At 58.4% G+C, this 22,712-nt stretch carries 21 protein-coding genes and 2 pseudogenes; 4 read left to right on the forward strand and 19 right to left on the reverse strand.

The features are described 5' to 3' along the window. Window positions 1-29 precede the first annotated feature (29 nt). The 16 genes and pseudogenes from O3W47_RS03265 to O3W47_RS03345 all read right to left on the reverse strand — a co-directional run bounded on the left by O3W47_RS03265 (window position 30) and on the right by O3W47_RS03345 (window position 17,110). Complete coding sequence (locus O3W47_RS03265) at window positions 30-605, reverse strand: cupin domain-containing protein (RefSeq protein WP_269312968.1); 576 nt, start codon at window positions 603-605, stop codon at window positions 30-32. An 18-nt stretch (window positions 606-623) separates the two neighbouring features. Further along, complete coding sequence (locus O3W47_RS25340) at window positions 624-1,004, reverse strand: acyl carrier protein (RefSeq protein ID WP_442864613.1); 381 nt, start codon at window positions 1,002-1,004, stop codon at window positions 624-626. A 47-nt stretch (window positions 1,005-1,051) separates the two neighbouring features. After that, window positions 1,052-5,782 (reverse strand): annotated as a pseudogene (locus tag O3W47_RS25345) (SDR family NAD(P)-dependent oxidoreductase); the annotation flags it as partial. A gap of 897 nt (window positions 5,783-6,679) precedes the next feature. Beyond that, a complete protein-coding gene (locus tag O3W47_RS03285) occupies window positions 6,680-7,081 on the reverse strand; it encodes a CopG family transcriptional regulator (RefSeq protein ID WP_269312971.1) in 402 nt (133 codons plus the stop codon). A gap of 6 nt (window positions 7,082-7,087) precedes the next feature. Further along, window positions 7,088-9,094: pseudogene (locus O3W47_RS03290) on the reverse strand (conjugal transfer protein TraG). Window positions 9,095-9,213: 119 nt separating this feature from the next. Beyond that, window positions 9,214-9,513, reverse strand: a complete 300-nt coding sequence (locus tag O3W47_RS03295) for a type II toxin-antitoxin system RelE/ParE family toxin (protein ID WP_269312972.1) — start codon at window positions 9,511-9,513, stop codon at window positions 9,214-9,216. 1 nt (window position 9,514) lies between these two features. Continuing rightward, a complete protein-coding gene (locus tag O3W47_RS03300; protein WP_269312973.1) occupies window positions 9,515-9,769 on the reverse strand; it encodes a type II toxin-antitoxin system ParD family antitoxin in 255 nt (84 codons plus the stop codon). Between the two features lie 76 nt (window positions 9,770-9,845). Then, the gene (locus tag O3W47_RS03305) at window positions 9,846-11,594 is read right to left on the reverse strand and encodes a relaxase/mobilization nuclease domain-containing protein (RefSeq protein ID WP_269312974.1); all 1,749 of its coding nucleotides are present in this window, start codon (window positions 11,592-11,594) and stop codon (window positions 9,846-9,848) included. 209 nt (window positions 11,595-11,803) lie between these two features. Then, entirely contained in the window at window positions 11,804-12,439 is a 636-nt protein-coding gene (locus O3W47_RS03310; RefSeq protein WP_269312975.1) for a lytic transglycosylase domain-containing protein, read from the reverse strand. 377 nt (window positions 12,440-12,816) lie between these two features. Continuing rightward, entirely contained in the window at window positions 12,817-13,143 is a 327-nt protein-coding gene (locus tag O3W47_RS03315) for a DUF736 domain-containing protein (RefSeq protein ID WP_269312976.1), read from the reverse strand. 35 nt (window positions 13,144-13,178) lie between these two features. Continuing rightward, window positions 13,179-13,739, reverse strand: a complete 561-nt coding sequence (locus O3W47_RS03320) for a S26 family signal peptidase (RefSeq protein ID WP_269312977.1) — start codon at window positions 13,737-13,739, stop codon at window positions 13,179-13,181. Continuing rightward, entirely contained in the window at window positions 13,736-14,215 is a 480-nt protein-coding gene (locus O3W47_RS03325) for a DUF2840 domain-containing protein (protein ID WP_269312978.1), read from the reverse strand. The genes O3W47_RS03320 and O3W47_RS03325 overlap by 4 nt, the downstream gene beginning before the upstream one ends. A 412-nt stretch (window positions 14,216-14,627) precedes the next feature. Further along, window positions 14,628-15,509, reverse strand: a complete 882-nt coding sequence (locus tag O3W47_RS03330; protein WP_269312979.1) for a replication initiator protein A — start codon at window positions 15,507-15,509, stop codon at window positions 14,628-14,630. A 1-nt stretch (window position 15,510) separates the two neighbouring features. Next, window positions 15,511-15,801, reverse strand: a complete 291-nt coding sequence (locus O3W47_RS03335; RefSeq protein WP_269312980.1) for a helix-turn-helix transcriptional regulator — start codon at window positions 15,799-15,801, stop codon at window positions 15,511-15,513. A gap of 133 nt (window positions 15,802-15,934) precedes the next feature. Further along, complete coding sequence (locus O3W47_RS03340; RefSeq protein WP_269312981.1) at window positions 15,935-16,705, reverse strand: DUF2285 domain-containing protein; 771 nt, start codon at window positions 16,703-16,705, stop codon at window positions 15,935-15,937. Between the two features lie 126 nt (window positions 16,706-16,831). Continuing rightward, on the reverse strand, window positions 16,832-17,110 hold the full coding sequence (locus O3W47_RS03345) for a DNA -binding domain-containing protein (RefSeq protein ID WP_269312982.1): 279 nt from the start codon (window positions 17,108-17,110) through the stop codon (window positions 16,832-16,834). Between the two features lie 162 nt (window positions 17,111-17,272). On the opposite strand from O3W47_RS03345, the gene O3W47_RS03350 reads away from it, so the two are divergent. Next, window positions 17,273-17,476: a helix-turn-helix domain-containing protein gene (locus tag O3W47_RS03350; protein ID WP_269312983.1), complete on the forward strand. Its 204-nt coding sequence runs from the start codon at window positions 17,273-17,275 to the stop codon at window positions 17,474-17,476. Window positions 17,477-17,588: 112 nt separating this feature from the next. Continuing rightward, on the forward strand, window positions 17,589-17,966 hold the full coding sequence (locus O3W47_RS03355; RefSeq protein WP_269312984.1) for a hypothetical protein: 378 nt from the start codon (window positions 17,589-17,591) through the stop codon (window positions 17,964-17,966). A 274-nt stretch (window positions 17,967-18,240) separates the two neighbouring features. Here the strand turns inward: O3W47_RS03355 and O3W47_RS03360 are convergent, their stop codons facing one another. Together O3W47_RS03360 and O3W47_RS03365 are read right to left on the reverse strand one after the other, a co-directional pair. After that, the gene (locus O3W47_RS03360; RefSeq protein ID WP_269312985.1) at window positions 18,241-19,083 is read right to left on the reverse strand and encodes a DUF932 domain-containing protein; all 843 of its coding nucleotides are present in this window, start codon (window positions 19,081-19,083) and stop codon (window positions 18,241-18,243) included. A gap of 374 nt (window positions 19,084-19,457) precedes the next feature. Next, window positions 19,458-19,772, reverse strand: a complete 315-nt coding sequence (locus O3W47_RS03365) for a DUF736 domain-containing protein (RefSeq protein ID WP_269312986.1) — start codon at window positions 19,770-19,772, stop codon at window positions 19,458-19,460. 1,251 nt (window positions 19,773-21,023) lie between these two features. Between O3W47_RS03365 and O3W47_RS03370 the strand changes: the two genes are divergently transcribed. Both O3W47_RS03370 and O3W47_RS03375 read left to right on the forward strand, forming a co-directional pair. Beyond that, on the forward strand, window positions 21,024-21,842 hold the full coding sequence (locus O3W47_RS03370) for an alpha/beta fold hydrolase (RefSeq protein WP_269312987.1): 819 nt from the start codon (window positions 21,024-21,026) through the stop codon (window positions 21,840-21,842). Between the two features lie 70 nt (window positions 21,843-21,912). Continuing rightward, window positions 21,913-22,191: an HU family DNA-binding protein gene (locus O3W47_RS03375; protein ID WP_269312988.1), complete on the forward strand. Its 279-nt coding sequence runs from the start codon at window positions 21,913-21,915 to the stop codon at window positions 22,189-22,191. 110 nt (window positions 22,192-22,301) lie between these two features. Here the strand turns inward: O3W47_RS03375 and O3W47_RS03380 are convergent, their stop codons facing one another. Then, the gene (locus O3W47_RS03380; RefSeq protein ID WP_269312989.1) at window positions 22,302-22,703 is read right to left on the reverse strand and encodes a hypothetical protein; all 402 of its coding nucleotides are present in this window, start codon (window positions 22,701-22,703) and stop codon (window positions 22,302-22,304) included. Between the last annotated feature and the right edge of the window lie 9 nt (window positions 22,704-22,712).

Here is a 22,712-nt window from a genome sequence, read left to right on the forward strand (position 1 = left end):
CCAGCAAAACAATTCTGGATTGTACCAACTTAGTCGGATGCAGATGACGCTGTATAGTCTTTGAGATCTTCGTCCCTGTAGGTGACAAACTCGCTATGAAGAGCGCGGATTCGATCTAGTTCTTCATCACTCAGCACCTTCGGCTCCTGCCCGTCCGGTACAGAAGTGTCGCGGAAATATTTCTCGATGCCAGGTTTGGGGAACAGCCAGAGGAAATCGATATTTTCAGTGCCCGTATTGTCCAAGCCAGCCCATGAATATTGCGGTATGAAGACAATATCGCCGGGTCCGACGGGTTCCTTTCGGTCGCCGAGAATGGCGGTTCCGCGTCCGGAATTGATGATAAGGAGTTCCTCAGCATAATCATGTTTATGCACATGGACGGACTTGCCCGGTGGCAGGATTTCGGAACCAACGACAAACTGTTTTGCGCCGCCGTTCTTTTCATCAAGCTTCATGAGGAACGAATAGCCCCATCGCCGCACAAGGCGTTCTCCTTCATCGGGCGAAATCACAGTGCCCTTCGGGTCGTGCGCCGTAGCCGGTGAGAGCAAGGCGAGCATGAAACATGCAGACAGGCTTATCCTCTTGACGATTTCCATCATTTCCCGGTCTCCTCTTTGTCACGCATCCGCGTGTTCGGGCTGACTTTGCAGGTTCTTGTCGACAAATTGCGCGATCGCATGGACCGACGGGCTGTTCCAAAGCAGTGTCGGTGGAAACTCGAATCCGTATCGTTTGCGAAGCTTCACGCGCAGCGAAACCGTCATCAAGGAATCGACACCCATATCGATCAGTGGCCGTTTCACCTCCAGATCGGCTTCGTCTGCCTTCAGTTCGGTCGATACAAGGCGCCGAATATCCCCGACCAGCCAGTCGAAACGGTTCTCTGAGGGAATCTCGGACGCATCGTTTTCACCGGAAGCTTCGTTATCGTCCGTTGGAAGAAGCTCGCTGAACAGAGGCAGAGGTGAGAGGCCGCTTTCGATTGCTGGAGTAAAGATCGCTGCGTAGACCGCGTCGGAATCTTCGCAATAGCGCCAAGCTTTCAAGGCATTGGCTGGATCGATAGCATCCATGCCCCGGCCTCTGGCTTCGACCATCGTTGCGTCGATGGATTTTGACATCCCAATGCCGCGCCAGGCCATCCAACCCAGACTGATGGAGTCCGATGTGCCGGAGGCATTCCGATGTCTGGCTAAGCCGTCGAGGAAAGAATTTGCGGCGGCATAGCATGATTGTCCGGTCAGCCGGCCGAGTTGACCGGAGGATGAAAACTGCACGAAAAAGTCGAGCGAACCAGCGGGAAAGAGGCGATGCAGATTTGCGGCGCCGTGAACTTTTGCCGCGAAACTTCTGGTAACGGATGATGGTTCGATTTGCCCGATCATGCCTCCTTCAAAGATGCCCGCAGCATGTACAATTCCCTTAATGGAAGGAAGCGAGACGGAAAGTGTTTCGATTGCCGTCTGCAAGGCATCGAGATCGGAAACGTCTACACTCACAGTCGTAATAGTGGCGCCACTGTCCTCGATCTCCATGATTGTGTCGATGATTGAACGATGTATCGGATCGTCAGTTTTCGGCCATGCCGATCTTGGCGGCAGGCTGCTTCGTCCGGCAAGCACGATGCGACGGGCTCCTCGGCTTGTGAGATAACGTGCTGCCTCAAGTCCCAAGGCGCCGAGACCACCTGTAATCAGATAGGTTGCATTGTTGCGGCAGCCATCTTGCCGGGTCTCTGCCTTATGAGGATTTTGTGCCATTTCAGACGATGCAGCAACCAATCGTAGGGACCAGAATTGCCCATCTTCGAAATTGATGACGTCTTCGTCTATGCTTGAGGCTGCTCGTTTTAAGAGAGCGGTAGCGGCAGCCTGATCGAGCTGATCGGGCTGAAGGTCATACAGGCCAGCCCAAAGGTCGGATCGCTCGCCGGCGATAATTCTCGCGCTACCCCACATAGTCGTTTGGGCAAGCGCGTTTTCTGTTATTGCGGAGCGTACTCCTTGGGTGATACAAAGCAGCCGCATTCGGACGCTGTGAAACTCATTTGATGTCAGTTTTTGGGCGGCGTCGATCAACGTCCAGGCGTTTCGCTCCGCTGCTTGCTCGACAGTTTCGTCATTACGCAACCCGGTTCCGAGCACGACGACGGATGCCCCCTCCACAGGCACGAGGTTCGAGGAGGTATTCACGAAACCGAAGGGGATTTTCTGAGCCTTCAGGGCTTCGATAATAGCTGTGGGGCAGTCATCGCTGGTTCCCACGAAAATAACAGTGCCAAGAACGGCGCCATCAGCATTGCTGTCCAGAGCAGGTCTCCATATCTCGCGGAAAACAATATCCTGTGCGCGACTGTTCAAGCTGCGGGCGCCGTCGAGAACACCGAATAACACTCCGTCCATAACCCCGATCTGTTGACCATCTTCATTGACAATCTGGACGGTGAGCAGGCAATCGTCGCTGTTGGGGCTGCTATTCTCGTGGCGTGCGACATGCACGAAATAGCGCTCAGGAAGCGGGCCAGACGCCGTGACATGCCCAATTCTCGATGGCATACGCAGCAATTCGTCGTCGGGAAGAAGAAGAGGGCATATCGTGAGCGCGGCATCGAGCACTTCCGCCCAGCTACGCTGCTGCCCGGCATCGGCTTCGCCGCAAGTGAAGGTCGCCCAGATCTCCCCATTGCCTCGATGCAGTTCGAGCATGTGCCATGGAAAGCCATATCCACCGATACCGCGTTTTTTGTACAGATCTTCGACCTTATCCCAGGTCCAAAGTTCGTCGCACCGCTGCCTGAGCCGGTCGATATCGTATGTAGCCGGTTCGGACGCAGGAGCTTCTTCAACACGGGCAACGGTATGTGTGGTCCACGACCATGAATTGTCCGTGTCTACATCCTCGCGGCGTGTAGAAATGCTGATAGCATCACCTTGCCGAACAATTTGCAGTTCAAGCGGATTATCAACGGGCACTGGGGTATGCAGACCGATATCGGCCAGCGCTGCAAGACGCCCATTTTTCTTTCCCGCCGACATCAACGAATACAGGAGCGCCGCTGCCGGGACGATTTCGACTCCGAAGAGGGGATGCGAACCGGGATAAGGTCTGGTCGAAAAGTCAAGTTGTGTGCGCCATACGGTTAGAGGCGGGGAGCTACGGACATATTCGGCCTGTCCGAGCAATGTATGCGTGGCGGGGGAGTGTCCAAATCCTCGACTATTGCCGTTTATGGCTGTCGTTGGCCAGAAAGTCCGATGCTGCCATGCCTGTGTGGGTAGGGCTGCGAGGTCCTCATTGCCATAGAGTTTGCTCCAATCGATTGGGCATCCGAAGACAAACAGCTTGCCCAACGAGTTCAGGATGGTCGCAATTTCCGGCTTGTTGGGTGCCAAACTGGCAACCACCGTGATCTCGTCACGCCCAGATGCGTCGAGTGTTTCACGAATGGAAGGAGCAACAATGGGGGCCGTCGACACCTCAAGAAAAGCGCTAAAGCCGTCTTCAACGGCAGCTTCGACCGCTCCGACGAGCAATACAGCGCCGCGAGAGTTGGTCGCCCAGAAGTCCGCCCCTCGATCGTCGGATGCGCGAGGATCATCCAGAGTGGTCGTGTAAAGCGGCACCTGTGATTCGTGAGTAACCAAATGCCGGGCCGCATCGCGAATATCGTCGACCAGAGGATCGATCTGCGGACTATGAAATGCCGCGTCGATCGTGGGAACCTTGCGGACCACGATATGATCTTTTTCCAAGCGGCAATGATCTGGTTCAAAACGTCTGTGTCGCCGGAAATCACCGTGGCGTTTGTGCTTGCAGCAATAGCCGCCACAACCCGATCATTGCCGGCGAGTTTGCGATCTGTCTCATCGAATGAGAGGCGTACCATGGCCATTGCGCCATTTCCCGCCAGACGTTGATAGATCGCGGCGCGGCGGCAGGCGAAAATCGCCGCGTCTTCAATGTCCAGGGTGCCAGCCACCACGGCTGCCGCAACCTCGCCGACAGAATGACCGATGACTGCGCCGGGTTGCAAGCCGATACTCTTCCAGACCTGTGAAAGCGCGATCTGTATTGCGAAAGTCAAAGCCTGAATGCGTTCGACGGTGCTCCAGTCGCTCTCTTCTATTGCCTGACGCGCGGTGTAGCCCAGTTCGCGCTGGAAAATCGGCCCAAGCTGGTCGATGCTGTTGGCAAAAATGCTATTGGTCGACAAAAGCTCTTTAGCCATTCCCTCCCACTGGGCTCCATGCCCGGAAAATACCCAGACAGCACCTTTCTCCGAGCCCGCCGTGCTTTCGCCAAGGATAAGGCCATCGCTGTCTCTTTCCACTGATAGCAGATTCAGTTTTTCGTGGAATTCATCACGAGAGGATGCGACGATCGCTGCGCGCTTCGGCAAATGATCTCTACGCAGGCTTAGCGTATAGCCGATCGACGACAAGCTGGCCGAAGGGTTCTCGGCTGCCCATCCGCCGAGCCTGGCGGCGTTATTTCTCAATGCTGCCTGAGATCTCGCAGAAATTGGAAATACCTGCATCGGGTATTCATACCCAGGCGCGGATGCTTTAGGTGCCCTTTCTTCTTCAGGATCGGCGGGAGCTTCCTCTATGATCGTGTGCGAAATAACTCCGCCGACACCGAAGCACGAGATGCCAGCGCGGCGCGGATCATCACCTTTAGGCCAAGGCGTTGGTTCGGAAACAACCTTCAGCCCGGATCTGGCCCAATCAACCTGATCGTTCAGGTCGCTATGAACGCTCGGCGGAATGGTTCCGTTTTCCAAAGCCAGAACGGTTTTGATCAGACCAGCTATGCCGGCACCCGCTTCGAGGTGGCCAATATTGGGTTTCGCGGAACCGATCAGGCACGGTTCGCTCCGATCAGGACCGAACACTTTGGAAAGCGATCCGATTTCTGCTTTGTCACCGGCTTGTGTCCCAGTGCCATGCGCTTCGACATAGGCTATCGATGAGGGAGCGATTCCGAAGCGTTCATAAGTCTTGTGAAGCATCATTTCCTGTGCTTCGGGATTCGGTGCCATCATTCCGGCAGTACGGCCATCCTGGAAAACGCTGCCACCGCGCACAAGGGCAAGAATCCGGTCGTTGGCTTTCCTGGCTTCTGACACTTTCTTGAGCACGATGAGTCCGGCACCTTCGCCGCGGCCATATCCGTTGGCTCCACGGTCGAATGCCTTGCTCCTCCCATCTTTTGCCGTTGCCCCTGCTGCATCGAGAGCGAGCATCATACCGGGATTGGACATGATGTTGACGCCTCCGACGATCGCGAGAGGAATCTCGTTGCTCCAAAGTGCCTGACATGCCAGATGCAATGCCGTCAGGGAGCCCGCGCAGGCCGTGTCAACGACCATGCTCGGTCCGCGAAGATCAAGAGCATAAGACACCCTGTTGGCAATCGCGAAAAGCATCGATCCGTTCATGGTCCATGGCTGTATTTCTGCCAGATTGGACATGAGCCGGTGGCCGAAATCGAAGGAGTTGGCTGCGACATAAACACCGACATCCTTGCCTTTCAGCGATGACGGAGGAATTCCGGCATTTTCCAAAGCCTCCCAACTCAGTTCGAGGATAACTCTTTGCTGAGGATCGACATATTCTGCTTCGCGGGCTGAAATGCCAAAGAAGTCGGCATCGAAGCCTTCGATGTCAGAAAGGAAGGAGCCGTGTCGCGTCGCAGAGGACAGAGCTGCAATCACTTTCGGCGATGAGGAGGCATAAGCTTCCCATCGGCTTTGCGGTATTTCTCCTGCCGTGATCCGGCCGTTGACCAGAAGCTGCCAGAATTTTTTCCAGTGTATCCGCGTCTGTCGGAAACCGGCAGCTCATACCGACAATTGCAAGAGGCTCGGCCTTGCGGCTGATGGATGCGTCGAGAACTTCATCCAGGCTTTCATCACGGACAAGAACGTTCATTGAATTTCCCAATAGTTGCAGGGCCCTAAGGAGCGCACGGATGCGCGCCCATAAAGGGATGTTGTTGCGTTTAGAATTCAAAGATTCGGCAGAAAAGAACTGCCCTTTCATGCACTTACGCAAGCGCCGATTTGGCGAATTATGTGCTCGGGTTGCGAGAGAAGTTGCAACCAACTCAATTAGAGCGCGCTGTTAAGAAATCATACCGTGTGTAAGGCCGTCAATGGCTCTGGTGGCATACGCTGCATAACTTTTAGTAATTTTGGGTGTGGTTATTGTGGTACGACGCAGTTTATCCTGTGATCTTCAGTTATTTATAAGTGTCTAAATTATTTTAGAAAAAAGCTGAATAACGAATAATTTAAACGACGTTAAATCGTTTTAACACCGTATTATGAGGAAGTTCGCCGCGGCTGACCGCACCTTCAAGGATGCACGGGAGCTGGTATTCCATACTCATCCCACCTATCCGAAAGTCCGGGGCTCTCGGGGGCCATTTCACATCGTTTCCGTTGCTGTCCTCATGGCATCATCGAAGTTGTCAACGCGATTGCTGCCGATGACCTGGCGCACTGCTGAGTGCTAGGCGGATGCATTTGTTGCTGCTATAAGAGACCTTATACGGGGCGCATTTCCACCGATGGATAGCACCACGCTAAGCCCCTATCAAAAATTCGTCCAGCCCTAAGTTACGGAATTTCAATGTGCTCGTCACCGATCAGAGAATGCTTTTGGTGAGATCACTCCACATCCTCCGGTAATTCTTGCCGTAACCTTGGTCCTTTTGCGAGTCGTCGACCGAGCGCCTCGACAAAGCCCTCGTAACGCTCCAGCCCCTTGGCTCGAGCGGCGGCCTGTGAGGCTTCGGAAAGCGATGGCGTGGAGATCAGCCAGAAGCGGACGAACAGTGCCATCGTCTCGACCGAAATTCCAATGTCACGCTCGCAACGCTGAAGCTGACGGGTCAGCCGATCCAGCCGGCGAGTAACCGCCGCCTCCTGCCGTTCCGCCGTATCCGGCGACAGGAAAGATGCGATAGCCGCTTCCGCAACGACGGATTTCGAGACCTTGTGCCGATCGGCATAGGCAATCACGGCGCGGAGGAGATCGGGTTCCAGGTATATGGAAAGCTGTTCTTTCATGGCGTTTTACAGCTCCAGCCCATCGTTCGGATCGAGCGAAACCTGACGTGCCACGCCGAGCATCTGACGACGTAAGGCGCGGGACCGTATCCCCTCGTCGTCGGGACCGTCCTCCGGTAGTTCAAATTCATTGACCGGCTCTTGGGGCGGAGCGGTGTCGACATCCTCGTGCTCGGGCAATTCCGGCTCCCTGCGAGGGCCGGAATTGGCTGTCTCGCTCTCGTCCAGCGATGCCAGCAGCATCGTGCCCAAGGACGATGCAGACGATTCAGGCGGAGGAGCGACGACACGGCCGGCCCAATCGCCCGAACCGGCATTGCCGAGAGCACCCGGTGAAACCGTAGGCGGCGGAAGCACACGTTCGACCAAGCGTCCGTCCTCGAAAAACCGCGCTTTCTTCGCCCTAATCGGAAACAGGCCGGACACGAGCACGATTTCGTCGGTCGGCGGAAGCTGCATGACTTCTCCCGGTGTGAGCAGCGCTCGGGCGGTCTCCTGCCGCGAGACCATGAGATGCCCCAGCCAGGGCGAAAGCCGGTGGCCGGCATAATTCTTCATAGCCCGCATTTCGGTGGCGGTGCCGAGCGCATCGCTGAGCCTTTTGCTGTTCGCTCGTCGTTCGTGGAGAAGGCGACGCGTATATGACAATTGTCGAGTATGCTGTTGTTCGCCCCATAGGCTTTCTCGATCTGGTTGAGGCTCTGGGTAATGAGGAATGCACGGATTCCATATCCCGCCATGAAGGCGAGAGCAGATTCGAAGAAGTCCAGCCGGCCCAAGGCGGGAAACTCGTCGAGCATCATCAGCATGCGATGGTGGCGATCCTTCGCGTGCAGGTCTTCCGTCAATCTGCGCCCGATCTGGTTCAGCACCAGTCGGATGAGCGGCTTGGTACGGCTGATATCCGATGGCGGCACGACGAGATAGAGCGAGACCGGTTTGTCGGACGATACGAGATCGGCAATGCGCCAGTCGCAGCGGGACGTGACCTTCGCCGCGACAGGATCGCGGTAAAGTCCGAGAAACGACATGGCCGTGCTCAAAACACCTGACCGTTCGTTCTCGCTTTTGTTCAGCAGTTCGCGGGCAGTGGAAGCGACGACGGGATGCGGACCGGCCTCGCCAAGATGGTTGGTCAGCATCATGGCGCGCAAGGTGGATTCTGATCGGTCGCTTCGGATCGGACAGGAAGGAAGCGACGCCGGCCAGGGTCTTGTCCTGTTCCGCATAGAGAACATGCAAGATCGCGCCAACCAACAGCGAATGAGAGGTCTTCTCCCAATGAGAGCGGCGCTCCAGCATGCCTTCGGGATCAACAAGAATATCGGCGATGTTCTGCACATCACGAACCTCCGCATCTCCCCGGCGCACTTCCAGCAGGGGATTGTAGGCTGCGGATGCCGGATTGGTGGGATCGAACAGCAGGACACGACCGAAGCGGGAACGCCAGCCAGCCGTCAGTTCCCAATTCTCTCCCTTGATGTCGTGGACGATGCAGCTTCCCGGCCATGCCAGCAGCGTCGGCACGACCAAGCCGACCCCTTTGCCGGAGCGCGTCGGGGCAAAACAAAGTATGTGCTCGACACCGCTATGGCGGAGATATTCGCCGCTATAGCGGCCAAGCACCACGCCATCCGGACCGAGCAAGCCGGCGTCGCGGATTTCCTGTTCGGTCGCCCATCTGGCCGAACCGTAGGTGGCGAGATCCTTGGCCTCCCGCGCCCGCCATACGGACATGCCGATGGCAACGACAATGGCGATGAAACCGCCAGACGCCGCGATGGTCCCGCCCGTCATGAAGACGTCCGGCGCATAGGCGTCGTAGAAGAACCACCACCAGATAATCGCCGGTGGTGGATAGACCGGCATACCGCTGATCTCGAACCAAGGCTCACCCAGTTGGGGTTGAAAGCCAAGTTGCCACGCGGTCCATTGCGTCGCGCTCCAGATGGAGGCGAACACAATGAACACGACGGTCAGTATCGGACCCCAAAGGATCTTGGTAGCAGACAAGGCTTCTCCCGCAAAAAATGACGGGAGAAATAAAGGATGCCTGACGGACGCGCTTTCAAGGAGCTTTTATCGCGCTTCGCGCTCCGACCTACAAAGACAGGCGATTTTCGCTGTCGGCCTTACAGGTCGAGCCAGTCCAGATTACGGGCGCCGTGCAGGATTTGCTCGATCACCACGACGCCTGTTTCGCGCTCGGCGTAGAAAATCAGGTAGCGTCCATGAACGGCGACACGCACGCCTTGTCCATATTCCTCGCGTAAGCGATAGATTTCCGGATTGTCGGCAATCGTCTTGCAATGAGCGCGCAACTCGGCCGTAAATGACAATGCACGCGCCGGATTGTTGGCGGCGATGTTGAGAGCGATTTCGGTCAGATCCTGCTCGGCGAGGGTTGCAAAATGGAGGGAACGAGATACCACGTCAGCCGGCCATACCCTTTATACGGGCCTCCAGCGCATCGAATACCTTGTCCGCTGGAACGGTCTTGCCGCCGGCGCGGCTTTCCTCGATGGAGCGGCGAATTTCCTCGACACGCAATTGCCGTTCTTCCGCCTGTTCCTCCAACAGTCGCAACCCGGCGCGGATAACCTCGCTGGCGTTATTGAAACGCCCGGTCTGGAGCTGCGCATCCACGAATTTGTCGAAGTGATCTCCGAGAGTGAAACTACGAGCCATAAAGCCCTCCTGTATGATCTGATCATACATAATCATATCACGTTTCCATTGCCATCCGCGAGTCCGCATCACCAATCTAAAGGCCGATTCCTCTTTTGCGCCCGAACGACCAATCGACACCGCTGCCGTTTTGGGCAATGCCGCTGACCTGACGCCCCAGATACGGTTCGACCGACGGCGTCCACGGTACGAGTTGAAAACCCAGACCATCATCGATCATCGCGTACCGGCCGGAGGCCAGCGTCACGCGTTGCCGATAGATACCCGAAACATGCTCGCCGGCTTCTGCCTGTTTCCACGGGAGGCCGGTATCTGCGGATAGGTTTCCGGCGACACGCTCAAGCTCTTTCCGGCGCAGGGTGGTCAGAAGATTGCGCCTGAAGGTGACGCCTTCATCGTCATGGCTCGCCAGCCCTTCTTCCACGAGACGTTCGGTGCGGACTTCCATGGCTGCTTTCACCTCGCCGCCGAAGCCGCCATCGGCAAGTTCGGCGGAAGCATTGCCGACAAGCTGGCGATCGAGCCATGTGGCGCCATCGGCATGTATCTGGCTTTCTATCGACAGGTCGGAGCGAACGGCCAGCGTCACCCGACGACGGCCGTTGCGGTCTTCATAGGAACGCAGTTCGACAATCGAGCCGGGAGCGCTATCACCGGCCGCGTCGAGATCGGGCAGGCGCACATGATGGGTGCGGCCGTCAACGCCGTCGATCACGGCATAGGCGGAACCGGAAAGCTCATCGTCCAGCCCGCGCGCAACCAGCCGGCCGACAATCTTTTCGGTCCCCTCCCCGGCCAAAACATAATCCGAGGCGGCGCGGTCGATCCCGCCTTCGGTCAGTCCGCGGTGGATACGCTTAATGATGTCGCCACGCTCGCCCAGCTCACGCAAGGTAGCTTCCGCCTTGTCATCGATGATCCATTGGCCCTCACCGGCCGGATGGGCAAGGCCGAGCTTCTCCAGCTTGCGGAGACGGCCAACCTTCAGCGTATGATACTCGTCCGGCCGGTGGTCGGGATCGGGTCGCAAATCTATGACACCGTTCTCCAGAGCCCCCTGCCGGACAAGCGCCCGGTCGAGCTGCGTCCAGCGTTCGGTGTCGATCTGCCGTTCCATGGTGCGGCGAATGTCGAGATCGGTGCGCGGGCCAAGCTCCTGGGTGAGAATATCCCGCGCGCGGCTGCGCATGCCCTCACGAATATAGTCGCGGTCGATGACCAGATTTTCTCCATCGTCGGCAACGCCGCGCAAGAGGATATGCAGGTGGGGATGCTCGGTGTTCCAATGATCGACGCCGACCCAATCGAGCCTGGTCCCAAGATCGCTCTCCATGTCCGTCATTAGATCGCGGGCAAAGGTCTTGAGGTCTCCCAGCTCTATCGCATCATCGGGAGAGACGATGAACCGGAAATGATGCCGGTCGTCTCCGCATCGCTCCGCGAAGTCGCGGCCATTCGCGTCGTCGTGATCGGCATCGAACAGCCGGCCGGCCTCACCGTCCTTGCTGACACCCTCGCGCCGAAGATAGGCGACATGACCGGCGAGCGAACGGACGCCTTTCGTGTTGCGTACGACGCGCGCCTTGATGACGACGCCACGCGCGCGGTTGTTGAGAAAGCGATTGGCGGCAAGCGTTGCGGCTTTGCCCCGGCCTACACTTCGGCGCGGACCCCTGGAAGTGGATGCAGTGGCCGAGCGACGTGGTGACGGTCCTCCGGCGCGATGGGACGCCGCGAGCACTTGCGCGATAAAGGGCTTGGCCCGCTGGCTGCTGCGGGAGCGGATGCGCCCCGGACGGACCCGAAAATCATCATCCTTGGCCATTTACATCCTCAAACCTTGCAAGAATGGAGCAAAAACAGATAGTTGCGGGATGCAGAAGGGTGTCAAACAGGCGACACCCTGTGGAATGAAAAATAGGCCCTTGAAATCACGATGAAATCCGCCAACCGACCGCCCGCACCCTGCCGCCTTTATCCTGCCTTCCCTTTCCCGCTGGCCTATCTGCCCCCTCACGCCTTGAATGGTGAAAATCACGGTCGTGCCTCCTGCTGCTCGGATCGGCGCACGAACAGACCATCGGACAGCGGCGCAAGCGCCGAAAGATCGATGATCGTGTTGCCATAGGACGATCGGATGGAAGGCAGATCGTCCGCCGTCCGATCTTCGCTGGCGGGGACCATCAAACGCGCGACAAAGAGCGGCGCGACGGACCATTCGGAGCGCGCTGGACGATCCGCCGTGCGAAACGCAACGGCGGCGTCCGCGTCGATCTGCGGGACGATCTTCGCTATGTAGGCGACCGTCTCGGCGGGCAATGGATCGCCGGTGACAAGATGCTTTTCGTAGCGGCCGGGACCGGCATTGTAGGCGGCGAGGAAACCGGGAGAACCGTAGAGATCGTGCAGTTCCGCGAGATAGGCGCTGCCCGCCAGAATGTTGTCGCGGGGATCATAGGGATCGTCGCCAAGTCCATGCCGAGTGCGCAATTCCGCCCATGTGGCGGGCATGATCTGCATCAGGCCCATCGCACCCTTTGGCGAAATGGCGCGCGGATCATGATCGCTCTCGGCCTGCATGACGGCACGTATCCAGCGCTCCGGAATGGCGAAACGCTTCGCCGCTTCCGTGATATGATTGGCCCACGGATCGTACGATGCAGGGACCACGACAGAACGCGCGACCGGTCGATCGTTCGTCAGAGGATCGGCCATTGCCACGCATGGCAGCGTGACAATCATGGTGCCTGCGACCAACAACACCATGATCGCAGGAATGGCGGCGCATGGTCCGCCGTCCCGATTGCCCATCAGTCTGCCATCGTGCTCGCTTTGGCCAAGGGCAAGGCTTCGCCGCCGGCCAACATTTTCCGGACGGGCATCGTCGCAAGACGTGTCCGTTCTCCGGAAAACAGGCCGTCGCCCTTGACCGCCGCTGCGCGCGACGGCCGCCCGATAGGCGATCGGATCGAGGGGAGTGATCGGCGTTCGATCGATCAAGGGGAGTGAGCCTGAAGATTCGCGAGGAGGATGGCAGCGCATGAGGGTCACGCCTGTTCGTCGCGCCGCGTCTTGCGCGTCCAGTGAAGATTCCAGACATCCTTTTTGGTGTCGGACTCGAACATGCGGGCACGGATCGGTTCAACAAAGGAAGGATCGTCGATAGTGACGGAGAGATAGGCACCGGCGCGCTCGCCGGTTCGGTCCCATGCCGCACCGACTTCGAGGCCATCGGCGAAAATTCGATGGTTCGGAGCATTCTCGGCGTCCGTCTCATCGATGGGAAGGATGGTCACTTCGGCGTCGAGGGTAAGCGTGCGGATGCGACCGAAAAAGCCGTCGGCCTTGTGGGTGAAGGTTCCAATCTGAACCAATGTCTGTTCCTTTCACGGTTGGAGAAACGAGCCGTTCACGGCTCGTCGGAAACCGGCTCGCGGAAGCTGCCCGCGGCCGGATCGGGATCGTCGGTGGTCCAGAGCGGGATTGCCCGACCGACGACGGTTGAGAGCGGAAGCGGCCCGAAATAGCGGCTGTCGAAACTGTCGGGATTGTCCCAGTTCATGAAGAAGGCTTCGCCGGCGCGAAGCGTCCGGCAGCCCTGCCAAACAGGCAGCGAACGGCCTTGGCCGTCGCGCTCGCGAGCCTGCCCGTAGGTCATGCCGTAGGCGGCGATCTCCGCGCCGTTGCGGCAGACGGTCGTTCCGGAAAGGGCCAGCACGCGCTTGAGGAGCGGCAGGCCCTTTGGCAGATAGCGGCGTTCGTCGAGGAAGCCGGCCAGATCGTCGGGCGGCATGACAACGGCAAGATCGGTGACGTCGAGCTGGCCGGCGGGGACGATCCGGTAGAGGCCGACCGGCACGCTGGCCGATGCGTTCCAAATCACACGAATGGCAGGCCGGTTCCAGGTCGGCAGCGCGATCAGAACGGTTCCCACCAGCATTGCCAGGAGCGTCATACGGCGGCCGGTCATGACTGAAACTCCCGGCGCATCAGCCAGGCACGATGCTGCTGGCGGCTATACGCGCTGAACGCCTCGTTGACGGTGAGACGGTTATGGATGTGCCGCCAGTGATCCGGCGCGACATCGGCCGGATCAATGCCGAGCCGCTCGATCGCGTCTATGGCGTCGAGCACCTTCTGAACTTTCGGCCAGCCATGGACGCGCAGCAGGATTTCGCCGCCCGGATTGACCAGCGGTACGGTCTGATAACTTTCGCCGGGCACGACGGCGCGAAGAATGTCGATACGGGAAACGACGGTGCCGTAATCATTCGCGGCCCATCTGACGAAGGCGAAGATGGTGCCGGGATCGAAACTGACGACGCGGTGATGACGGTCGATGCGCTGCTCTTCAGCGATCCGCCCGAAATGGATGCGCTGTTCGATGCGGTTCTCCCGCCATGTCAGATTGACCAGCGTGCAATGAGAGGAAGGACGTGCCTTCATCGGTCAACCCTCCCGAGGAAGGGCGTTGCAAGTGCTGCTCTCGTTTCTCCTTGAATCCGAAACTGAGCAACAAGCCAGTCCACAATTAAAGGAACACGAGGCCACGAATTAAAGAACCATTCAGTCCTTGACCGGCTCCAGCCGCGTCTTTGAGGGCCGAAGACAGGCGCGAATGGCCCTCCACAGCTTCGATGTTCAGGCGGGTATGTTAGGAAGAATCCGAAGGATTCTATGTTAGTAATGTTAGAAGGGGTCGGATTCCGCCTTTGGAATCCGATAGTTACGAGAGGGCATCGTTCCGGATAGGACGGGAATCGCGTTCCGGATGGTACGGGTTTGGGCGTTCCCGATAGATCGGCTCCATCCACAGCTTGTCCACCGGACAGCGGCGATAGGGCGCGTGCAATGAGATTCATCGCCCACCTCCTGCCCACTTGCGCGGGGTGACGATCCGCTTCGACGGTTCGGGGCGGAAGGTGAGCCGTTGCCGCCCGTCCGGATCGTCGGCCAGTGCAAGGCGGTATCCCGGCAAGGGCTGGCGCTCGACGATCGCGCGAAGCTCGAAACGGAAGCGGCGAAAGGGGGACAGACTGCCGGATTTAAGGTGCAGGTGTTCGAGATCGAAGCTCCATCCCCATGTCTGGCGACCGCCGTGCTTGCGCACGAGACGATAAAGCCAGCGTTCGAGACCACCCGTGAGATCGAAATAGGCATGGTCGATGGTGAGAACCAGGGCGTCGTCGATGACGCCGGCATAGAACCAGTCCGCTAGGATGAGTTCGATGCCGAGCGACCGGCCGGCCCTGTCCAGCCGCTCCTTCCATTCGGCGATCCAAGAGAAACGATGCCGCCTGCGCTCGTCCGGTTGTCGGATCGACGTGACGACCGTCGTGGACTGCAGCCGGTCGAGCGCCGCTTTCAGCCTGCCGTAGTTCGGTCCGGAATCCGTGCGCCCAATAAAAGATAGAATCTCGTAAGGCGTGGCCGACATGAAGCGCGACGTGCGCAAGCCCTTGTCGCGGGCGTCGATGATCTGCGAGGCCGCCCATATCAGGATATCGGCATCCCATATCGTCGCCATACCATGTTCGGCGGTGGCCTCGACGCAGATCGACACATCGCCCATGCGAAAGTCGATCGGTGTCACGCGGCGGGATTTGGCCAGTGAGAAGAACGGCCATGCCATGAGATCCTGCGCGTCACGGGTCGCTATGTCGCCGCCGCATGGTCGAAACAGTTCGAGTTGCTGCGAACTGGCCGGGGAGTTGCGCATCGTCGCCGCTGCTCCGGCCATGTCAGTTCTTGCCCGCATAGCGCGGTGCAAGTGCTGCATGCCGTTTTGCAGGCCGAATGAAGTTGTCGATGGGATCGGTTGTAGATACTCTCGCGCCGATCTCCGTCCATGCGCGCAGATCGTCTATATCGTAAAGAATGCGGCCCCCGACCTTGCGGTACTTGGGGCCGGTGCCGTAGGTGCGGTGCTTTTCCAGCGTCCGCTTGCAGATGCCCACGATAAAGGCAGCTTCCTTGGTGGAGAGGAAACGCTGGGGTGGATTTTTCGGATCGATGATTTTCTTGTCGGTCATGCTTCGGCTCCGTCTTGTTCCGGTGCGGTCCCGACCTACTGGGACCTACAAAACGGACGGTGCCGGAATTACCGACGCCGAAGGGATGTCAAAAAACAGGGGGTAGTGTTTTCCTACCCCTGACCGTCCTTCTTTACCGGCGTTTCCCTCGCCGGTGCGGATAGAACAGGAGATCGTGATAGCCTCCGTGATAGATCATGCGGTCGGCTTTGCGCAGTAATTCGCGAATGCGATGTTTCAGGGGGTGATCGCGCCAGTCACGCGGTGCAATCGGTGTGCTCGACAGCAAGGCGTTGGCGATTTCACGGTAGGATGCGCCTGCCTTGCGGGCATCGAATATCCGCAGGGTAAGAATGGCAAGCTGCCGGCTTCGCGGCGGGAAAGCGCCGTAGTCGGGACCGGGTGGACGTCCGCTCATCTGTCGCCAGAAACGCCCCGCCGCATGAAGCCGGGTCTCGAAAGACTCGTCCAATGGCAGGAGAACCGCATTGAAATATCCATCCCGGCGACCATCGGCAACGATCAGCCGGTGTGGATGCTTGTCCGGTTTCCACAGAACATAGAGGTCATCGCCGGTGGCGCGGCAATCGGCCCCTGACAAGCGTGAAAGTGGTATAGCCTCGCTCGACCGGCGCGGGTTCCTCGTCGTCAGAACCAGCTGAAGCACGCGGGGAAAGGCGGCGGGGGTCCACAGCGCCGGTTCCATGCGAAGGTCGTTTTGGGGAGCGAAATCGAATCCCCACTTAGAAGCAACAGCGTCGTTCACTTCGCCGTCTTCGGAAGCTGTCATGTATTCCTTGTAGAAATATTCATTCCGGCGCAGATATTCGCAGCCAAATCCTTCAGCGTCGTAATCGTTCATGTAGGCATAGGCAGCGGGATTTCTCCAGTCGTATTCGGACATTCCGGACTCCTTACAACCATGGAACAGTGAAGAAGGTCGGAAGTATCGAAACGAAGTTTGCCTCGCGCCAGACACCGATAACGCAAACCGGTAACATCGGATTGGCAAAACCGTCAGTTGATTGATCTAGTTCGGTGCGCCGCCACGTAGCAGATGCCGGTAACCATTGGAAACCATCCATCTCGCCCGCGTCATGTGGCTTTCCCATGCGCGCTGCGCCCGTTCAGGCTCGGTTTCGGGGTCGATGTGCAGCACAATGCGGGCCACCTCCCGCCAATCCGCATCCTCTTCCGCCGCGTCGAGCAGGCGCAGATAGGTGACGAGGTGGGCCTCGTCGTAACCGGTGAGAATATGCGAATCGGGCGCGATATCCGCTACATCTGGATCAAGTTCCGGCTTTTGCATCCTTGTTCCCCTGAATAACCGGCAGGAAATACCATAGAAACGTAACGTTGCATCGATTGCGAGGATTAGAGCACGTCTTTGCATGCATATTATAACGCATCGGGCGATGAATAGGAACGATCGTTCCTAGAATGATAGTTTCCGCTCTGCTTCCCATCAGGTATGGATTTGAAAGAGGCTATGGCGGTCAATCTGCGTCGCATTCGCCATGAGAAGAACCTGACGCAAGAGCAACTGGCGGAGCGCACCAACTTGAGTATGCGCTATGTCGGCTCGATCGAGCGTGGAAAGGTTTCTGCAAGTGTCACCGTGCTCGGACAGATTGCCGATGCCCTTGGTGTCGATCCGAGCGAATTGTTGCGGTAGAGTTCCCCTAAACCCCGACGAAGAAGTCGTCAGAGCAATCTCCGACTGGCCTGCCGCTTTAGGCTTCGCCGTGAATACTTACGTCGCGGGAGTTCGTATGGTACAAGAGGGCATGAAAATCGCATCCGCCAGCATTTCGATTTACGAGAGAGGCACGGACCAGGCGTACGGCGTAAAGGTTTTGATGGAAGCCTTGCAGGATTTCGCAAAGTCCCGCGCGACACGTAAGCTGTATCGCTTCCGGGAAGAGAGCAAGGTCGGTTGTGTCCTGCGTGTGCCGCTGATCAAGGAGGAATGCCCGGTCGAAGCCGGGGCGCTCGGGCGCGCCTTACGGAAAGTCGCGCGCGACGCGATCGCGAAGGCCGCCGCCGGCGACCAACTCGTCATCGATTTTCGGATCGGTCCCGGCTCCCTGCTGCATATCGAGGCCCGGTCGGCCGAAAAGGCCGGACTGGTTTCTTCCATGTTCAAGCACTTTCACCAAGCCTGACGGTTCATCTCAATATCGCGTGGGCTTTCGCAATCTCGGCCCTGTCGAACAGTGTCGCTTGTCGATCCACGATTTCATCGGTGAGATGAGTTTGGAAGGAGGCCCGGTAGGCGCAGTGATCTTGCGAGCCGGGCTCCGCCCGGCGAGCGGCGGTCATGTTTCAGGCATGGCCGCGCCGCCGATCCGAGGTCACGGATCGGCGGCGATTTCCGGCCGTGCATGCCTTCGTAAGCAAGACATGGAGCCGGATTTACTGGCTCCATGTCCCTCGCAATCAACGAGTCTTGAGGCGCTGCATGCCTTCGGCCAGCGTCCAGAGCGCGCGGTTGAGGGTGACGTTCTGGTCGATCCCGTTGATGGCGCGGGTCTGGCTGCGCCGGATGCGGCCTTCGGAATTCCGCCGCTGCCCATGTAGCCCGCCTTTCGTCAAGTGCTCTTGAATTTGATTGAAGGACGTCCAGAGGCTGTTACCGGCATCCTCGCGGCGGCGCGGCTGGATGATCTGGTCCGGGCGGATCGGGCTTTCTTCCTCGCCATAGCGCGCAACAAGGCTCGCCTCCGCCAGCACATGGCGTTCATCCGCTGAAAGCGTGATTTCCTTCATCGTCTCGCTGGCATCGATGAGGCGCGGAAAATCCTCCGCGACGGTATAGACGCCTTCGATGATATCATGCTGGATATTGCCCTTGTGGGGGACGCGAACCTCTTCGAAGCGCTCTCCAGCGACAAGGCTGTTGGTGCAGACGAAACGCAGCATTCCCGCAAACATTTGATAGCTCGAGGTACCGTCATGCGAATTGACGATGATGACTTCCGCCGCCTCCGGCTTGCCGATACCGTCATCGCGGCGCAGGCGCAGCATGTGCTTCGCATGTCCCATGCGGTTACCGTCGCGGGGAACGGCCTGTACGGCGAAGAACGGAAACCATCCTTCTCGGCGCAGCCCCTCCACGATGTCGATGGTAGGAACGTAAACATAGCGCTCCGAACGGCTGTCATGCGCTTCGCGGGCGAATATTGACGGAACGTGCCGATGTAGCGCCTCATTGTCGAGGGCTTCGCGTCCGCTGATCTGGTGGCTGTTGCGGCCGAACCGTGTAGCGAGGTGATAATTCATGGTCCTTGCTCCTCATTTTTCCGTAATTGCCGAAGGCATGTCCCTCGACATGCCTTCCGGGGCGCGTGAGCGCGCGGGGATGGGAGGGGGCAAGTGCCGGCGAGCATGGCCGGGTTGCGCGGCGAGCGGGACGGACCGGAATATAATGGCGGTCGAAGAAATGGATCGTCCTGACGGGCGGGCGACCCTGACATGCGCAGGCGGAACTTGAGGGGAGAAAGGGGTTAAGACCCCTTGGTTTCCCCTCATGGTCGGCAAGGCTTCAGCCGCAGACGATCGGACAAAGCGCGCGAAGCGCTCCGTATGGTTTGATGGCGGTGGCGGGAATGAGCATGGCGAAGCCCCGCTTTCGCGGGGCCGGGCCGATGGCCTGTTCAGTTCATGGTGCGGCGGCGCGACCAAATCAGGGCCAGTTCCTCGGTCTCCGTCTCGACCAGGCTCGCATAGATCGGAGCGGGGAACGAGGGATCGTCCAGCTTCACCGAGAGGTAGGGGTTGCCCGCCGTGGACTGCTTCTTCCATGCCGCTCCGAACTCGATAGCACCTGCGAACACGCGAAAGTCCGGCCCGTTTTCGTTTTCGCCTTCGACGGGCAAGAACTTCACCGACTTGACGTTGAGGCTGAGGGTCTTGACCGAGCCAGCGAACGAGCCGTTGTCGGTGCGGGAGAAAGTGCCGATAGTAGCCATGCCATGTTTTCCTTCTGTTGATTGGGCCGCGCCCATCGCGATCCCGATGATGGTCGATGGACCGGGGACGATCGGCCTGCACCCCTCGGGGCCGGAACGAAGTGGAGGGCGGCCGGCGGCAGCTTTTTTGATTGGCGATGCAAAGCCGAAGGCGGCGGAAAAAAGCTGATGCCGGACGTTGCGGGATTGAGATCGAGGCGGCGCTTGCGTCGCCGGTCTTCGGTCAGACCAGATCAATTGGGTTCGCGATGGGGGTGGTCTGCTCGGCGGAATGAGGAAAACATGGCATGGCTACTATCGGTCAACACGTGCTCCTGCGCCGGCGACGGCTCGTTCGCTGGCTTCCCAACGAGCAAGCCCATCAGCCTCAACGTCAAGTCGGTGAAGTTCCTTCACACCGTGATGAGGCGAAAAAGAAAACGGGCCGGACTTTCGCCACGCTGTTTGCCGGAACCTGCGGGTTTGGAGCGGCATGGAAAGAGCCTGCCTGTCCGGCGCGGGCAATCCCTGCCTCTCGGTGAAGCTGGATGATCCCCTGTTCTGCTCTCCGGTCGGCTCAATGCGGGCATGGCCGGGGCGGACAACGAGGAACTGGCCCTGATCTGGTTGTGTTGCTGTGCCATCGACTGAACAGACCACCGCCCCGGCCCTGCGAAAGCGGGGCTTCTCCGGGCGAATGTCCGCCGCCGCCATCCCTTGCGTTAGGGATGAAAGCCCGGAGGGTGAAGACCGCTTTAGCGGGCTTCAGCGAAGCCGACAGCCCGGCCCTCAGGGCAACGCCCATATCTGTCTTATGGGAAGACGCCGGCCCTAGTCGATGGTTTCGATAATCTCATCCTTCCTGGTGATTGCGCTCACCCGTCATTGAGCAAAGCAAGCATTGTCTTTCCCGAAACGAGGAGTTTCAATCTTCTCGATCCGAATTGGTCTCCACACGCTGGAAAAGCTTACTTTGGCCGGTGCAACGGCGAACGACTGACGCGGCCATTTCTCACGCTCGCAAAAGCAGCCTGAATGGGTAATACATCTATGCGAAGGGCAGCGCTTACACCGCCCTTTTCTTTTGCGCTTCCGTCCAGACTGGCTATTGTCCCATGCCATTGAGACGCGACCTCATGGCAAGCCCGCTTCACTCTCGCCAATTCCATGGCGGCGTTTCATCAAGAGTTCGGTAGCAGCGGGTCTTGCCAAAAGTCCTGAAATGATGGTGTCGCCAAGGCGATTTAAACAGACCGAGCCTGGAATGAAGACATGAGCGAACAGACATTTATTGAAACATCGCATGGACGTATCGCGGTCAGCGACGTCAACGGGAGCAAAACTCCCCTTTTGATGCTGCACTGCAATTCCGGCTGCAAGGAGATGTTCCTGTTTCAGACACAGGCACTGACCGGAACAAGGCGGCTGGTGTCGCTGGACCTACCAGGCCATGGTGCATCGTCCGATGCAATCGATCCCCGGCGCACTTATTGCTTTGGCGGTTATGCCGAAGCAATCGCCGAAGTGCTCACAGAGCTTGGCATCGATAAGGTCGCTATTCTCGGGCATTCGCTCGGCGGGCATATTGCACTGGATCTGACTGCGAGACTAAGCAACGTTGCCGGCTTGATGATCTTCGGAACGCCCCCCATCCCACCGGGACCTGAAGGCGCACAACTTGGCTTCCTTCCCAATCCGGAGATGGCGTATACGGGCAACCCTACACTTACGGACGAACAGATCGAAGGCGTGGTAACCATGGCACTTGGACCGGGGGCCGAGCGCGATTTGTTTTACACGTCAGCCGTTCGCCGAACTGATGGCCGCGCCCGGCAGTTCATGGTCGAGGCAGCCCTTGCGGGAACGCAGCTCGATCAGCGGGAACTGGTCGCGACCTCTGGGGTCCCGCTGGCGATTGTCAATGGCGCGGACGATCCGGTTATTGATCTCGACTATATCGACTCGCTCAAGTATCGCGATCTTTGGACGGAGCGCCCGTTGCGTCTCGCCGATGCCGGGCACGGTCCTCACTGGCAGCGGCACCATATTTTCAACGAAATGCTGCAAAACTTCCTCAATTCGCTCGATTGACCAATCGATGACGACGACAATAGCCGCATGCGCTAACATGATGCCTCGAATCAACGAGGGAAGATAATTCATGGCTGTTAGTACGAATGATCTGGCAGATAGCCTTGCTGAAGCACATAAGCTGACCAAGACCCAGGCCAAGGTCATTGTCGAAGATGTCCTGAAGGGCATTTCCCAAGCTGCGGCCAAAGGGGAAGAAGTGTCGCTGAACGGTTTCGACTTCAAGGTGCAGGACAAGCCCGCGCGCGAAGGCCGCAATCCTTCGACCGGCGAGACGATCAAGATCGCGGCGTCCAAGAAGCTTGTCTTTCAGCCCGCCAAGGCGCTGAAAGAAGCAGTCAACGGCTGACGCTCAGGATTACTGAGCGAGGTGCCGCGTCAATGGCGCGGCACTTGCAATGCCAAGATTGCTGATGTAGCGAGCTTCCTTGCCAGGATTCCCGAAAATCAATCCAGTCTTTACGGTCCTTCACGCAAACGCGCCAGCGCCGACAGGCCGACGAATGCGCCACCAATGAGGGAAAAGATTTTCCGCCAGACTTCGGACGGCACGGCTTCGCGGGCGACGCCATGCACCAGGGCGAAACCTGCAATAGCGGCGGGAACCGCGAATATCAGGGCAATGGCGAGGCGCAATCCCGGTGAGCGCAGCGTGGCATAGAGATAGGCCAGAAAGCCGTAAGCACCCACACCCGCGAACAGGCCGACGATGCCAGCGCCGATATAACCGGCTCCGGTCGCAAAGGCGAAGCGCGTTACCATGACGGCGAACAAGAACGGCACGGCATAGGTCACCAGTATAAGGCTAAGCGAACACATGGCGATGACCATCACGACGGACAACGTAAGAAGCGCAATCATTCCCGGTCT

Source organism: Agrobacterium sp. LMR679, assembly GCF_027157905.1.
Taxonomy (GTDB): Bacteria; Pseudomonadota; Alphaproteobacteria; order Rhizobiales; family Rhizobiaceae; genus Agrobacterium; species Agrobacterium leguminum.

Bases quoted from the DNA above. Each gene is read 5' to 3' on its own strand.
- O3W47_RS03265 (WP_269312968.1), bottom strand. From the start codon at position 605: ATGATGGAAATCGTCAAGAGGATAAGCCTGTCTGCATGTTTCATGCTC.
- O3W47_RS03285 (WP_269312971.1), bottom strand. From the start codon at position 7,081: ATGAAAGAACAGCTTTCCATATACCTGGAACCCGATCTCCTCCGCGCC.
- O3W47_RS03300 (WP_269312973.1), bottom strand. From the start codon at position 9,769: ATGGCTCGTAGTTTCACTCTCGGAGATCACTTCGACAAATTCGTGGAT.
- O3W47_RS03305 (WP_269312974.1), bottom strand. From the start codon at position 11,594: ATGGCCAAGGATGATGATTTTCGGGTCCGTCCGGGGCGCATCCGCTCC.
- O3W47_RS03320 (WP_269312977.1), bottom strand. From the start codon at position 13,739: ATGACCGGCCGCCGTATGACGCTCCTGGCAATGCTGGTGGGAACCGTT.
- O3W47_RS03325 (WP_269312978.1), bottom strand. From the start codon at position 14,215: ATGAAGGCACGTCCTTCCTCTCATTGCACGCTGGTCAATCTGACATGG.
- O3W47_RS03330 (WP_269312979.1), bottom strand. From the start codon at position 15,509: ATGGCCGGAGCAGCGGCGACGATGCGCAACTCCCCGGCCAGTTCGCAG.
- O3W47_RS03335 (WP_269312980.1), bottom strand. From the start codon at position 15,801: ATGACCGACAAGAAAATCATCGATCCGAAAAATCCACCCCAGCGTTTC.
- O3W47_RS03340 (WP_269312981.1), bottom strand. From the start codon at position 16,705: ATGTCCGAATACGACTGGAGAAATCCCGCTGCCTATGCCTACATGAAC.
- O3W47_RS03345 (WP_269312982.1), bottom strand. From the start codon at position 17,110: ATGCAAAAGCCGGAACTTGATCCAGATGTAGCGGATATCGCGCCCGAT.
- O3W47_RS03350 (WP_269312983.1), top strand. From the start codon at position 17,273: ATGGATTTGAAAGAGGCTATGGCGGTCAATCTGCGTCGCATTCGCCAT.
- O3W47_RS03355 (WP_269312984.1), top strand. From the start codon at position 17,589: ATGAAAATCGCATCCGCCAGCATTTCGATTTACGAGAGAGGCACGGAC.
- O3W47_RS03360 (WP_269312985.1), bottom strand. From the start codon at position 19,083: ATGAATTATCACCTCGCTACACGGTTCGGCCGCAACAGCCACCAGATC.
- O3W47_RS03365 (WP_269312986.1), bottom strand. From the start codon at position 19,772: ATGGCTACTATCGGCACTTTCTCCCGCACCGACAACGGCTCGTTCGCT.
- O3W47_RS03370 (WP_269312987.1), top strand. From the start codon at position 21,024: ATGAGCGAACAGACATTTATTGAAACATCGCATGGACGTATCGCGGTC.
- O3W47_RS03375 (WP_269312988.1), top strand. From the start codon at position 21,913: ATGGCTGTTAGTACGAATGATCTGGCAGATAGCCTTGCTGAAGCACAT.
- O3W47_RS03380 (WP_269312989.1), bottom strand. From the start codon at position 22,703: ATGATTGCGCTTCTTACGTTGTCCGTCGTGATGGTCATCGCCATGTGT.